This is a genomic window from Limnohabitans sp. (assembly GCF_044361645.1).
In the GTDB taxonomy this organism is placed as follows: domain Bacteria; phylum Pseudomonadota; class Gammaproteobacteria; order Burkholderiales; family Burkholderiaceae_C; genus Limnohabitans_A.
Genome location: NZ_JBIKIL010000116.1, coordinates 1 through 11,662, shown reverse-complemented (window position 1 = coordinate 11,662; position 11,662 = coordinate 1). Strand labels below are relative to the sequence as shown.

The 11,662-nt window shown below is 61.4% G+C and carries 15 protein-coding genes, 1 tRNA gene and 1 pseudogene; 4 read left to right on the top strand and 13 right to left on the bottom strand.

The window, feature by feature from the left end:
* Positions 1-83 precede the first annotated feature (83 nt).
* Positions 84-746 carry an urease accessory protein UreF gene (locus tag ACIQ39_RS15630; protein WP_396435531.1) on the top strand — a complete coding sequence of 221 codons (663 nt, stop codon included), beginning with the start codon at positions 84-86 and terminating at the stop codon, positions 744-746.
* Positions 743-1,417, top strand: a complete 675-nt coding sequence (gene ureG, locus ACIQ39_RS15625) for an urease accessory protein UreG (RefSeq protein ID WP_396435530.1) — start codon at positions 743-745, stop codon at positions 1,415-1,417. Before ACIQ39_RS15630 ends, ureG begins: the two co-directional genes overlap by 4 nt.
* Here the strand turns inward: ureG and ACIQ39_RS15620 are convergent.
* The 12 genes from ACIQ39_RS15620 to ACIQ39_RS15565 are packed head-to-tail and all read right to left on the bottom strand — an operon-like array spanning position 1,414 to position 10,089.
* Positions 1,414-2,097, bottom strand: coding sequence for a hypothetical protein (locus tag ACIQ39_RS15620; RefSeq protein ID WP_396435529.1), 684 nt, complete (start codon positions 2,095-2,097; stop codon positions 1,414-1,416). The two genes, ureG and ACIQ39_RS15620, sit on opposite strands and share 4 nt — an antisense overlap.
* A complete protein-coding gene (locus ACIQ39_RS15615; protein WP_396435528.1) occupies positions 2,094-2,372 on the bottom strand; it encodes a c-type cytochrome in 279 nt (92 codons plus the stop codon). The genes ACIQ39_RS15620 and ACIQ39_RS15615 overlap by 4 nt, the downstream gene beginning before the upstream one ends.
* An 18-nt stretch (positions 2,373-2,390) precedes the next feature.
* Positions 2,391-2,741: a c-type cytochrome gene (locus ACIQ39_RS15610; protein WP_396435527.1), complete on the bottom strand. Its 351-nt coding sequence runs from the start codon at positions 2,739-2,741 to the stop codon at positions 2,391-2,393.
* Complete coding sequence (locus ACIQ39_RS15605; protein ID WP_396435526.1) at positions 2,738-3,346, bottom strand: cbb3-type cytochrome c oxidase subunit II; 609 nt, start codon at positions 3,344-3,346, stop codon at positions 2,738-2,740. Before ACIQ39_RS15605 ends, ACIQ39_RS15610 begins: the two co-directional genes overlap by 4 nt.
* Complete coding sequence (locus tag ACIQ39_RS15600; RefSeq protein ID WP_396435525.1) at positions 3,336-4,979, bottom strand: cbb3-type cytochrome c oxidase subunit I; 1,644 nt, start codon at positions 4,977-4,979, stop codon at positions 3,336-3,338. Before ACIQ39_RS15600 ends, ACIQ39_RS15605 begins: the two co-directional genes overlap by 11 nt.
* Entirely contained in the window at positions 4,979-5,650 is a 672-nt protein-coding gene (locus ACIQ39_RS15595) for a class II aldolase/adducin family protein (protein WP_396435524.1), read from the bottom strand. Before ACIQ39_RS15595 ends, ACIQ39_RS15600 begins: the two co-directional genes overlap by 1 nt.
* 38 nt (positions 5,651-5,688) lie before the next feature.
* A complete protein-coding gene (locus ACIQ39_RS15590) occupies positions 5,689-6,129 on the bottom strand; it encodes a group III truncated hemoglobin (protein WP_396435523.1) in 441 nt (146 codons plus the stop codon).
* The gene (locus ACIQ39_RS15585) at positions 6,126-6,941 is read right to left on the bottom strand and encodes a formate/nitrite transporter family protein (RefSeq protein WP_396435522.1); all 816 of its coding nucleotides are present in this window, start codon (positions 6,939-6,941) and stop codon (positions 6,126-6,128) included. Before ACIQ39_RS15585 ends, ACIQ39_RS15590 begins: the two co-directional genes overlap by 4 nt.
* A 3-nt stretch (positions 6,942-6,944) precedes the next feature.
* Positions 6,945-7,619, bottom strand: coding sequence for a hypothetical protein (locus ACIQ39_RS15580; protein WP_396435521.1), 675 nt, complete (start codon positions 7,617-7,619; stop codon positions 6,945-6,947).
* Positions 7,588-8,205, bottom strand: a complete 618-nt coding sequence (locus tag ACIQ39_RS15575; RefSeq protein WP_396435520.1) for an SCO family protein — start codon at positions 8,203-8,205, stop codon at positions 7,588-7,590. The genes ACIQ39_RS15580 and ACIQ39_RS15575 overlap by 32 nt, the downstream gene beginning before the upstream one ends.
* Positions 8,189-9,643: a cbb3-type cytochrome c oxidase subunit I gene (locus ACIQ39_RS15570; protein WP_396435519.1), complete on the bottom strand. Its 1,455-nt coding sequence runs from the start codon at positions 9,641-9,643 to the stop codon at positions 8,189-8,191. The genes ACIQ39_RS15575 and ACIQ39_RS15570 overlap by 17 nt, the downstream gene beginning before the upstream one ends.
* A 32-nt stretch (positions 9,644-9,675) precedes the next feature.
* Positions 9,676-10,089 carry a hypothetical protein gene (locus ACIQ39_RS15565; RefSeq protein WP_396435518.1) on the bottom strand — a complete coding sequence of 138 codons (414 nt, stop codon included), beginning with the start codon at positions 10,087-10,089 and terminating at the stop codon, positions 9,676-9,678.
* Between the two features lie 309 nt (positions 10,090-10,398).
* Here ACIQ39_RS15565 and ACIQ39_RS15560 point away from each other — a divergent pair, with 309 nt between their 5' ends.
* Together ACIQ39_RS15560 and ACIQ39_RS15555 are read left to right on the top strand one after the other, a co-directional pair.
* Positions 10,399-10,857: an RrF2 family transcriptional regulator gene (locus tag ACIQ39_RS15560; RefSeq protein WP_396435517.1), complete on the top strand. Its 459-nt coding sequence runs from the start codon at positions 10,399-10,401 to the stop codon at positions 10,855-10,857.
* A gap of 78 nt (positions 10,858-10,935) precedes the next feature.
* A tRNA-Ser gene (locus ACIQ39_RS15555) sits at positions 10,936-11,023 on the top strand.
* A gap of 54 nt (positions 11,024-11,077) precedes the next feature.
* On the opposite strand, the pseudogene ACIQ39_RS15550 reads toward ACIQ39_RS15555, so the two are convergent.
* Positions 11,078-11,662, bottom strand: a pseudogene (locus ACIQ39_RS15550) (gfo/Idh/MocA family oxidoreductase); the annotation flags it as partial.

Sequence of the window (11,662 nt, the reverse complement as noted above, 5' to 3'; positions counted from 1 at the left end):
TTGACCCACCTGTAGGAGCGGTCTCCGACCGCGATCGGCCTTTCAATCATGCATCGCGGTCAGAGACCGCTCCTACCACCAGCTTGCTGCAACTGATCTGGCTGGCATCACCTGCCCTGCCCATCGGCGGTTTTTCGTATTCCGAAGGCCTCGAAGCCGCCATCGAGCAAGGCCTGGTGCACCACGAGGCCAGCGCCAGAGACTGGGTGGTGGACCAGCTGCACCTGACGCAGTCGCGTGGCGACATGGCCGTGATGGCGCAAGCCATACCGGCTTGGCAAGCCATGGACAGCCAGCGCCTGCAAACCCTGAACGACTGGGTGATGGCCACCCGCGAAACCGCCGAAATGCGCTTGCAAGCCGAGCAAATGGGCCGCTCGCTGCTGGACTGGCTGCGCAACCTGCAGCAAGCCAGCGAAGCGCAGCTGCAATGCTGCGCGCAGTTGCCCCCCACCTACCCGCTGGCCATGGCGCTGGCTTTGTCTCTGGCGCAAGCCCCCCTTGACCAAGCCCTTCAAGCGGGCGCTTTTGGTTGGGCCGAAAACATGACCCAGGCCGCGCTCAAGGCCGTTCCCCTGGGCCAAAGCGCCGGTCAGCGCATGTTGGCGCGGCTGGCCCGAGAAATTCCCTTGGCTGTGCAAACGGCCATCCAAACGCAAGACGAAGACCGCCAGGCCTTCAGCCCCATGTTGGCCATCTTGTCATCCCGCCACGAAACCCAATACTCCCGTATCTTCCGATCATGAACACCTCGCCCCCACTGCACCACATTCCAAACCGCACGAAAAAACTGCCGCCCCTGCGCGTGGGCATAGGCGGGCCTGTGGGCTCGGGCAAAACCACCTTGCTCGAGATGCTGTGCAAAGACATGCGCGAACGCTGGGACCTGATCGCCATCACCAACGACATCTACACCAAGGAAGACCAACGCCTGCTGACGGTGAGCGGTGCCCTGCCCGCCGAGCGCATCATGGGCGTGGAAACCGGCGGCTGCCCGCACACGGCCATCCGCGAAGACGCGTCGATCAACCTCGAGGCGATTGACCGCATGCTGGAAAAGTTTCCCAACGCCGACGTGGTCTTCATCGAAAGCGGCGGCGACAACCTGGCCGCCACTTTCAGCCCCGAGCTCTCTGACCTGACTATTTATGTGATCGACGTGGCGGCTGGCGAAAAGATTCCCCGCAAAGGCGGCCCCGGCATCACCAAAAGCGATTTGTTCGTCATCAACAAAACCGACCTGGCCCCGCATGTGGGCGCCGACCTGCAAGTCATGCGCACCGACACCGACCGCATGCGGCCCAACCCCGAGACCCGGCCCTGGGTCATGACCAACCTGAAAACCCTGGACGGCTTGGCAACGGTGGTCGCCTTCATCGAAAAACGCGGCATGTTGGGCGCGGCTGAAGCAGCCTAGCGGCCACTGGGCTGGTGCCAGCCCTGCAGCGCACGAACAGAGGTAGCGCCTGTCTCGTTTTGAACCAGCTTGCGGGCTGCTCCAAGCAACCACAGCAGCCCCAGCACTGCAGCGCTGGTCACCATGAGCTCGCCGGTGCGCTGCTGATCTGCCAGACCATAGGCGTTGCAGACCCGCCAATTGGCTTCTTGGTAAAGAAAGCCCACCACCGCCATCATGGGCAGCACGTTGCCCAAAAAAAATGCTTGCAAGACCAGGCCCGCGGCCCGCCAAGAGCGTCGCCAAGCCATGCCGCAGAGCACAACCAGCAGGTACTTGCAGGCATCTACCCACAGCACCCCTGCGGCCAAGTCCAGCACGCGGGGCACCATGCTCAAACCCAGCACCACAGCCACCCAGCACAAGCCGGTGATGACATGGGCGTTGAAAACCTTGACGCCCGCGCCAGCAGCTGGCGACAGGGTCTGCGCACCGTGACTTGGCTTGGCCGCCATGAGAAAGCCGCACAACATCAAGGCCGGAAGCTGCACCAGCATGTGCAAGCCCATGCGCGACTCCAAGGCCTGACGCATCCACGGCAGTGCCAGCAGCAACAACAGCAGCCATCCCAGACGGCGCTGCACAGCCGCGCTTGGCCACGCCCAGGGCCTGCCGGTGCGCCGGGTGAGCCAGGGCTTCATGGCGCGCTGGCCTTCGGCTGGCCCAGCGACTGGGCCAAGGACTGCAGCTCCTGCCCGCCTTGGTAGGGTCCGCTGCGAACGCTGGCTCGGGCTTGGGCCACGGTCTGCGACGTCACGGGGGCGGCTTGGTTCGACCAGTTGCCCCGGATGAAGCTGGCCAAGGCGGCTAACTCCGCGTCACTGAGTTTGGCAAATGGCGGCATGCTGCCCATGTAAGTGCTGCCATTGACGACCAGCTCTCCATTCACACCGAACACCAAAATATGCGCGAGCACCCGCTCATCGCCAGTGACCTAGGTTGTGCCAGCCAGCGGCGGAAACACACCCGGCAGGCCTTGGCCATTGGCTTGGTGGCAAGCCACGCAGTGGCTGGCGTAGAGCACTGCACCATCGAGCTTTGCGCCATGTGCCACACCCGACTTGTCGGGCGCAGACAGGTCGGCCAGTGTACGCCTGTCGCCCAAATGAGGCGCACCAAAGTCGTCGGAGAACAAGAGGTAAGCCGTGCCAATCAAGACCATCAGGAGCACGACCAAACCCGCCACGAACGGCATGGGTTGCGTGCGCTCAGTCGGGTCCTTGTTCTCGCGCGATTGGGCGGGTGGGGGCACTTCGGATGGAGGTAAGTCGGGTGGGCTGATCATTGGTCAGGCGATGGTTGGGTTGAGGTTGGCGACGCGATGACGGGGTAAGTGCGGTCCAGGGCTTGCAGGTACTTGACCAAGTCCAGCGCTTCCTGGGTGGCCACGAGCACTTGGCCGGGGACTTCCAAGCTGGGGGGCAGCTTGACCACCACATCACCTTCTTGAGCCAGCGGTTTTTGTTGGAACAAAAACGGATAAGCCGGCATGTTGGAGCCGGGCACATAGGCCCTTGGCTGATACAGATGACCCAAGTGCCAGTCGGCGCTGGGTTGGCGGGCACCGATGTTGAACAGGTCCGGTCCGGTGCGCATGGTGCCCAGCAAATGGGGCTGATCGAAGACATAGTCCGCAGGCACCGACGAGCGCCCCCAGCCCCGCGCAGCGTCGGGCCCATAGCGGCGGTCGCGCGGTTGCTGGCTGTGGCAATACACACAGCCGTTGGCAATGTAGACGGCGCGCCCGCGCAGCTGCTGATCGGTGTAGGGCTGCAGCTGCGCCGCAGGCGCGATGTCCCGCACCTGGACATAGGGCAGGACCACCAAGGCTGCTGTGGCCAGGCCCAAGGCGACCGCAGCCCCCACGAACAGTTTGACCTCACTGTGCATGACGCACCTCCGGGAGCTTTTTGAACAAAGCCGCGCTGGTGCGGCGCGGCCCAAAGCGCAAGGCCATCAGCACCACATGCGTGACAAACACCCCATGACCCAGCGTCATCAGGGCACCCCCCAGGCTGCGCGACTTCAAGTAGGGCAGGGTCAGGGTGACCGAGTCCATGAAGGGCCGTGTCGCGTCCAGCATGGCCAGACCCTGCAACCAGCCGCCTATGGACAGGCCCACCACATAAACACCAATGCCCAGCGCGGCCAACCAAAAATGCAGGCTGATCAGCCAGGGGTAGGGCCACTCCCACTGCAATACCCGTGGCAGCATGAAGTAAATCGCACCAAACAACACCATGGCCACAAAGGCATACATGCCCAGGTGCGCATGCGCCACCGTGAAGTGCGTGAAGTGCGTCACCGCGTTGATGCTGCGCAGCGCCTGCAGCGTGCCTTCCAGCGATGCAGCCAGGTACATCAGGCCGCCGAACATCATGAAACGCAGCGTTGGGGAGTAACGCGCCAGGAGCATGCGCCCTTGCAAAGTGCTGGCCTGGTTGATGGTGAACGCCACCACCGGGATCACCATCATCACGCTTTGCACAATCGACAAGGTGGTCAGCCAGCCGGGCACCGGGCCGCCAATCAGGTGGTGTCCGCCAACCTGACCATAGAAAAAGGCCAGGGTCCAAAATCCGAGCAAGGACAGGTTGTAAGAGCGCACGGGTTGGCCAATGATCTTGGGCAGAAAATAGTAGATGGCACCCACACTCACCGGTGTGAACCACAGCCCTAGGACGTTGTGACCAAACCACCAATTCATGGTGGCTTGCTGCACACCGGTGTGCACTCCCGGCAAATTGGCCACCAGAAACAACAGGCAAAGCCACAGCAACGAGGCCACGAAATACCAGACGCTGACATACAGGTGCTCCACCCGCCGCCGCGCCAAGGTGCAGAGCAAGGGCAGGACAATCAGGACCAGGCCCGCCAAAATCAGCAAGTCGATTTGCCAGGGAATCTCCAGGTACTCCATGCCGTCGCTCCAGCCCGTGGCCAAAGCGCCCAAACCGGAGGCGATGCCCGCATTCAGCACTGCAGCGCCCAGCAGGATCCAAGGTACACCCGCCAAACGCGTGCGCAGCAGACGCGGCAACAACCAGACAATGACGGCCAGGCTGGCGTTGGACGACCAGCCATAAATCACCGAATTCAGATGCAGGCTGCGGATGCGGCCAAAACTCAACCAGGCTTGGTGGACCAGCCAGTCGGGTTCATGCAGCTTGACCGATGCGACCAACCCCGCCGCCGAGCCCAGCAGCAGCCAGCAACAGGCCAACATGATGAGCATGAACACAGGCAAGGCGCTGGACTGGTCAGAAGCGACACGGTCACGCAGTTCATCGGCGTCCATCTCCGGCGTGGCAGCACGCTCATGGGCAGCGCCTTGCAAGGCGGCCTGCGCATCGGCGGTTAAGGCCGGTTCATCGACGCGTCCCACTTCGCCCCGGGCAAATATCACGGACGCTCCGCGTGGGTTCTCCACCAACAAGCCTTTTCGCAAAGACCATATGAAGGCGAACAAGCCCAAAACCGAGAGCAGGAATGAGCCCAGCAAACTGAGTACGGCGCTGTCCATCAGGCGGCCTCCTGCCTCAAGGGCTGTGTGTCAGGCAAACGGGCTTGGCTTGGACGCACGCCCGAGGCCAGCACCATCTGGCAGATGTGCTCCAGCCGCTCAATGTGCTCGAAAGCGCGCCAAGGGTCACTGGCCACGGCCACCACGCCGTGTCGGTCCAAGCCCACAATGTCTGGCCGCTGGCCGCAACGGCAAGCAAGAAAGGCCTGCTCACAAGCGGTGGCCAGCTCGGCGCTGGTGGCGGCCAGCGCGGGCACCGAAGGCCCCACGCAGGTGTAGCGGGCTATTTCAGGAAACTCCAGGCAGATGCGACTCAAATCCCAGCCCGCATACAGGGCAGCCACCGTGTAAGTGGGGTGCAAGTGCACCACTGCGGTAGGCCGCTGAAGGCGCTGCGCATGCAGGGCGCGGTGCAATGCATATTCGCCCGACACGCCCAATGGCTCTGCGGGGTCTGCGTCTGGGCCCAGGCCCTGGCAGCGTTTCATGTCCTGCGGCTGTAGGGCGTGTTTGCGCGCCCCGCTGGGCGTGATCCACCAGCGCAAATCGCAGGCCTCGCGCCAGGACACATTGCCGTCACGCGAGGTGATCCATTGCCGCTGGTAAGCGGTCTGCAGAACATCGCAGGTGGCTTGCGCCATCCCATCAAAAGCAGCGGTGGGTGATGTCATCTCATAACTCCAAAGTTGAACAAAAAAGGCGAGCCGCCTCAGACGCTTCGCGCCTGTCCGGGCCGAGCCGCGCCAAGCGTCAAAGTCAATGCGGCAGGCAGCTGGTCGGGTTGTGCTTTGATTTGGTAGCCGTACCACAGGCTTTGTGCGATGCGCTGCGCGATCTCGTCGGCGTGGGCGCGCAAGCCGGGCTGACCCAGCTGCTCGGTGGTCTGGTGAAACAGCTGCAGCCAGCGCTGGAAGTGCAGGGCTTGAACACCCGCCAGGCGGGTATGCGCCAGCATGGGTGAGCCCTGGTAGCGGCCGCTGCCCTGCAAGATGGACGACCAAAAGTCCACCATCTTGTCCAGGTGATGTGGCCAGTCCTGTACATGGGCCGCAAAAATCGGCCCCAGCAGATCATCGCTGCGCGCGCGTTCATAAAAGCCGTGGACCAGACGTGTCACGTCCTCGTGTGTGCATGAAAAAGAGGGGTTCAAGGTGCAGGCTCCTTAGAAGTGATGGAGGCAGACGGGCGGTCGGGCTTGCGCTGACGTGCATCGCTCACCCAATACAGCCCGGCCACCATGGCAGCGCCACCGAGCACATTGCCCACAGTGACCACCGCCAGGTTGTAAAACGCCGACACCAGCGTGGCCAGCTCACCGTGCCGACCGATCACGGCCAGGCTCAGCAGCGTCATGTTGGCCACGCTGTGTTCATAACCACTGGCAATGAAGGCCAGCAAACACCAAAAGATCACGATGCACTTGGCCACGTCGCTGTCGACGCGCTTGGCCATCCACAGGGCCAGACACACCAACCAGTTGCACAGCAAACCTTTGGCCAACAAGGCGCTCACACTGGCGGACATCTTCGAGTCGGCGGCCTTGTACAACAGGGAGTCAGGGTCATCGAGCAAACCGTTGGCCCCGCCAGCGGCAAACAGCGCTGCCACCAACATGGCGCCAGCCAGGTTGCCAAGCCAGCAGGCCAGCCAGGTCTTGCCCAAATCCAACCAGCGGGTGGTGCCCGCCAGCACGCCCAAGGTCATGCTCAGGGTGTAACCGGTGAACAGTTCTGCGCCTGCGATCACCACCAAAATCAAGGCCAGCGCAAAAGTCAGTCCCATGACCAGCTTTTGCATCGTCACCGGCAAGCCAGCCCCAACGCTGAAGATCAGGGCAATGCCCAGCCCCACATAAGCGCCACCCGCCACCGCGCCCGCCAGGAAGGCCATGGGCCGCTGCTGCAAGAGCGTGTTTTTTTCGGTTGCCAGTGCGACGAACTGGTCAATGGTTTGGGTGTACATGGCCTATCCTTGTGGGGCTTGCAGCGTCTGCTCACCGCTGTGCACCTGGGGCGCTGAAGCGGGGCGACCGCTCAATGCCAGATGCGACAGCCACAGGGCATAGAGCGCACCTGCAAACATCAGGCACTGGCCCAGACGCTGCTGATCGTCCAGCCCATACTGCAGACACAAGCGTGCGGGACTGTCCAGATACAGCCAACCCAGCCGCCAAACAGACGCCAGGGCCTCCACATGCAAAACGCCGCGCGCCACGGCGGGCAGCTCAGGCCAGCACCAGGCCAGGGGCAGGCCCGCACACAGCACCAGACTGGCGGCCTTGAGCACATCAACCAGTGGGTTTTCCACCGCCAGATCCAACAAGCGCGGCAGCATCCACACCATCACCGTGCAGGCAGCGAGCCACAAACCGGCCCAGCGGTAGCGGTGTGCCCAAGGCTGCAAGGCCGGTTGCAGTGCCAGCAGGGCACGGCCCAGACCCAGGCCCAGACCCAGGCCCACGGCCACCAGCAGGCTCAGCTGCACGCCCATGTGCAAAAGCATGCTTTGCTTGAGCAAACCGCCCACACCTGGGCACCACAGCAACAAGGCCGCGATGCCCCAGGCCGTGGCACGACGGCCTGGCGTGTGCAGGGCTTGGGCAGCTGCCTCAAAGCAGTGCTTGAACGGCGCGCTTGGCATGGTCCATGTCCTCCATGTCCACCAACTCATTGATGCGGCAAGCCTTGTCAACGATGTGCAAGGCGGCGTTGTGCTCGAACCCGCCCAGTCCGTCCGGAATCACCACCACACCGGCAATGGCCAGCAGTTGGTCCCGGTCGGCCTGGTGCACTGGGCGCACCAAGCGCCAAGCTGTGGGTTGCGGTTCCTGGCTTTTTTTGAAGGCAGCGAGTTGGTCTGGGCCGTCGTTCACCGGATCTAACGACACCGACAGCACCGTCACCGGCTGCCCGGCTTGGGCGAATTCCTTGGCCAGTTGGGCCGACGTGGCACCCAAGGCTTTGCAAATACCCGGGCAGCGGGTGTAGATGAAATCCATCACCAGCACCTGCCCGCACAAGCTGCGCAGATCCAGCAACTGGCCACGCTCGTCTTGCAGGCTCATCTGGGGCAAGGGCCTGGGTTGCTTTTGGATCTCGGCGCGTCGCCATGCCTCGCTGGTGAAGATCTGCAAGCCGTCTGTCAGCTGCCACAACAATGCAGTGCCCAACGCCAGCACCAAGCTGGCTGCGCTCAGGGTGCTGCCCCATTCAGTGCGGGGTGTCATAGGACTTGGCCACAAGCCGTTGCAAAACCACGAACACCACACCCAGCATGGCCAAGACCACCGCGCCTGCGGCCACCGTGCCCACCCGGTCATAGGGCAACCACTCGGGCCAATGCTGGGCCCAACGGCGCGGCACACTGGCCCAACCTGCGATCAAAAAGGCCGAACAAAAGACCAGGCCGCTGGCAAAAAAGAGCTTGAAGAAAAAGCGATTCCAGGCCTCATGGATCGCGCGCTGTTGTCCCATGACATGCAAGCCAAAACCGATCACCATGGGCAGCAGGCCCAACAAGAGGTAGAAGTGGAAATGGCCTGGCACCCACATCGTGTTGTGCATGACTTTGTTGATGTGGATCGTGCCGTCCACGATGGCGGGGATCACCCCTGCCGACCAGCCAAATATGGCCAGCATCAACCACAGCGCAGGTGCTTTCCAGACCATGCCTGAGCGGTACACCATGAGCAAGGCACTGTAGGCCGTCACCAGCAAAACCGGTATGCCGCTGAGGTAAGAGACGATCTGCCCCAGCGCCAGCAAGGATTTGGGCATCACCGAATCGAGCAGCAAGTGGTGCGGGTACACCGCCATCACGAACACGGTGACCGCAGCCCAAGCGGCATAAAAGGGCCGCGACACCTTCCAGGGCCGACCGGTGTAAAGCGGGAGCAGTTCATAGACCGCGATCACCGCCATGTAGATGGTCGCGTTGATGAACACATGGCCAAAGAAATAGATCAGGTTCTTGGCCAGCAAGGGGTTCATGCCAAAGTCCGGAACATACAGGTTCACCAGGGTCACCACCAACACCACTGCCCCGGTCAAAATGCCCAGCGTGTTGACGATGATGACCATGGAACTGGCCACCACCGCCGGAGAGTGACTCTCATCGATCTTGCCCGTCCACAACTGGTCCAGCCCCAAGCCGCGCAAGACGCTGCCATAACGCCGCGTGATCGCCATCCCAGCGTCCAGGTAAAAGGCCAGAAACCCCACCCCAATCAAGATCAGCCCCAGCACAAAGGACGCTGCGGCATGGACACTCCAGACCCCCATGGACTTGGCGGGCAAGGGCCACAAAAAGGTCCACCCGCCAGCGTAGCCGCCCCAAAAAATCCCCCCCAGAATCAACACCACACCCAGCAAGAACAATCCGTAGTTGAGGTAAAGGACCTGCTGGCTCAGCGCCACCTTCTGATTCAGGTAGTGCCACATGATGGCCGCGCCCGCCAAACCCGAAATCCCCACCATGCCCGCGCCATGGGCCGTCATCAATTGGTAAAACGTATCCGGCGGCATGCTCAGCCATTCGGCTTGCGCCGCGCGCATGAGCAAGCCCGCCAGCATCATGAGCACGAACACCACCAAGGAGGTGCCCAGGTACAGCCGCACGCCAGCCACTGGCTGGGCATTCGCTTCAGGTTCAAGAGGAACATGCATGTTGATCTCCAAGAGAAATGAGATTGACGGGCTCAGGGTGCGGCATGCACGGTGAAAGCGGCCACCATGCCGTGGTGGGCCAAGCCGCAGTACTCCAAGCACAGAATTTGGTAGTTACCCGGCGCTGTAAAGCGGTGTCGAACCTTGTTGACGAAACCGGGCATGGCCTGAATTTGGGTCAGCATCTGGCGCTGCTCGTCATACAGCGCAAAGCTGTGGTTCACGTCCTCACTCGTTACCCGAAACTCAATGACCTCGCCCACTCTGGCCTTGTCGTCGGACAACTCCCAAGCCCATTGCTTGGCTTTCACGTCAATGCTGCGGGTCACTGCGGCGGCACCCGCATCGTGCGGCCAGGGCAGCAGGGTTGTGAGGCTGATGACGACCCCGCCCAACATCACCGCCATAAAAAGCCGATTGCGCAAGCGGTATGGCGATGTGGGCATGCTTTCTTGTGGCTTGCCAAGCCCTGTGCGTCGCAAGACCCAAACAAAACAAAGAACCAAAACAATGAGAAAAAAGACCGTGATCTGTGCGGCAAGCGTTTGCATCGAAAGTTCTCCTGTGAGGTGCAAGATTGAGATTTTTTAAATAATGTATCATTAATACATGTATTAAATAAATAACTTAAAATTTGTCCGGTTATGGCACTGGCGTTGACCGCCTTGGACTGCGTGTCTGCGCGTGAACAAGGATTTGGCAAGTCCTCGCTCTTGCTGTTATAAGCAGCGTTTGCACGTTGGATCTAGACCCCTATGCGCCTGACCACATACACCGACTACACCCTGCGGGTCTTGATGTACTTGAGCTTGAAATACGATTCAGGGGAGTTGGTGACCGTCGACCAAATTGCCTCGGCTTACGGCATCTCGCGCAACCACCTGACCAAAATCGTTCACGAAATGAGTGTGCAAGGCCTGCTGGAGACCACGCGCGGACGCTCCGGCGGCATGCGTCTGGCAAGACCCCCCGCAGAGATCTCTATTGGCGAGGTTGTTCGATGGTCTGAAGACGATTTCAACTTGGTCGAATGCCACCTCTCAGGCAAAGAAACCTCGTGCGTGATCTTTCCCGCCTGCAACCTCAAGCTGGGTTTTCAGCGCGCGCTAGAAGCTTTTATGCGCGAGCTCGACGCCATGACCTTGGCCGATGCCGTCAGCACGCCGCAATTGGCGCAGACCATGCTCGGCATTCCCAAGTGGACCCAGAAGTGATGGGCTTGAACTGCTTTTGACGCAACAAGTGCTTGCAGCTCAAAAGTCGTGGGTGAAGTCGTTACAATCCACCCCGCAGGAAGCGTGGCAGAGTGGTCGATTGCACCGGTCTTGAAAACCGGCGACTTGAAAAGGTCCGTGAGTTCGAATCTCACCGCTTCCGCCAAGACTCAACGCAAAACGCCCCTCTCAAGGGGCGTTTTGCATGGGGGCAAGAGACTCAATCCTTGCCCACCAACATGGCCTCCACCAGTTCCTGCACCGCCAGCGCTTCCTCGGCGGTGGCCAGCTTGTGCGGCTGGCCATTCAACCACCGGTCCACTTCTCCCAGTTGGCGCTGCAAAGCGCTGGTGCGCGGGTCTTCATGGCTCCAATCCAGCGCCTCCTGCCAAGGGCCGCCGTCAGACCGCCAGAGTTGGAAAAACTCGCGGAACTGATAGCTCATGCGGCTGCCGCGCACGGTGACTTCTTGACGGTCGGGCTGCTGGCCTCCGGTGGTGGCCAGCACCGTGACAAGCTTGCCATCGGCTGTAGACAAACGGGCCAACATGTCCAGCTCGCACAAAGCAGGGTCTTGCGGGTAGTGTGGGCTGGCCTGCTGCAAAGTCAGTGGGCCCAAAAAACGTCCCGCCAAAAACAAGAAATGCGAGATCACCTCACGGTTGTAGCCGCCTTCCTGACGCTCTCGCAGCCAAGCGGCGTCTTTTTGCCAGGCGCGGGGCCACGTGGGGTAGTTCACCACGATGTCGATGCCCAGCAACTCGCCGGTCTCGCCCGTGTCGATGGCGCGCTGCAGCGCTTCAAA

Coding starts and splice junctions, on each gene's coding strand:
- ACIQ39_RS15610 (WP_396435527.1), bottom strand. CDS start 2,741: ATGATCAGCCCACCCGACTTACCTCCATCCGAAGTGCCCCCACCCGCC.
- ACIQ39_RS15605 (WP_396435526.1), bottom strand. CDS start 3,346: ATGCACAGTGAGGTCAAACTGTTCGTGGGGGCTGCGGTCGCCTTGGGC.
- ACIQ39_RS15570 (WP_396435519.1), bottom strand. CDS start 9,643: ATGCATGTTCCTCTTGAACCTGAAGCGAATGCCCAGCCAGTGGCTGGC.
- ACIQ39_RS15600 (WP_396435525.1), bottom strand. CDS start 4,979: ATGGACAGCGCCGTACTCAGTTTGCTGGGCTCATTCCTGCTCTCGGTT.
- ACIQ39_RS15595 (WP_396435524.1), bottom strand. CDS start 5,650: ATGACATCACCCACCGCTGCTTTTGATGGGATGGCGCAAGCCACCTGC.
- ACIQ39_RS15620 (WP_396435529.1), bottom strand. CDS start 2,097: ATGAAGCCCTGGCTCACCCGGCGCACCGGCAGGCCCTGGGCGTGGCCA.
- ACIQ39_RS15560 (WP_396435517.1), top strand. CDS start 10,399: ATGCGCCTGACCACATACACCGACTACACCCTGCGGGTCTTGATGTAC.
- ACIQ39_RS15575 (WP_396435520.1), bottom strand. CDS start 8,205: ATGACACCCCGCACTGAATGGGGCAGCACCCTGAGCGCAGCCAGCTTG.
- ACIQ39_RS15585 (WP_396435522.1), bottom strand. CDS start 6,941: ATGTACACCCAAACCATTGACCAGTTCGTCGCACTGGCAACCGAAAAA.
- ureG (WP_396435530.1), top strand. CDS start 743: ATGAACACCTCGCCCCCACTGCACCACATTCCAAACCGCACGAAAAAA.
- ACIQ39_RS15565 (WP_396435518.1), bottom strand. CDS start 10,089: ATGCCCACATCGCCATACCGCTTGCGCAATCGGCTTTTTATGGCGGTG.
- ACIQ39_RS15580 (WP_396435521.1), bottom strand. CDS start 7,619: ATGCCAAGCGCGCCGTTCAAGCACTGCTTTGAGGCAGCTGCCCAAGCC.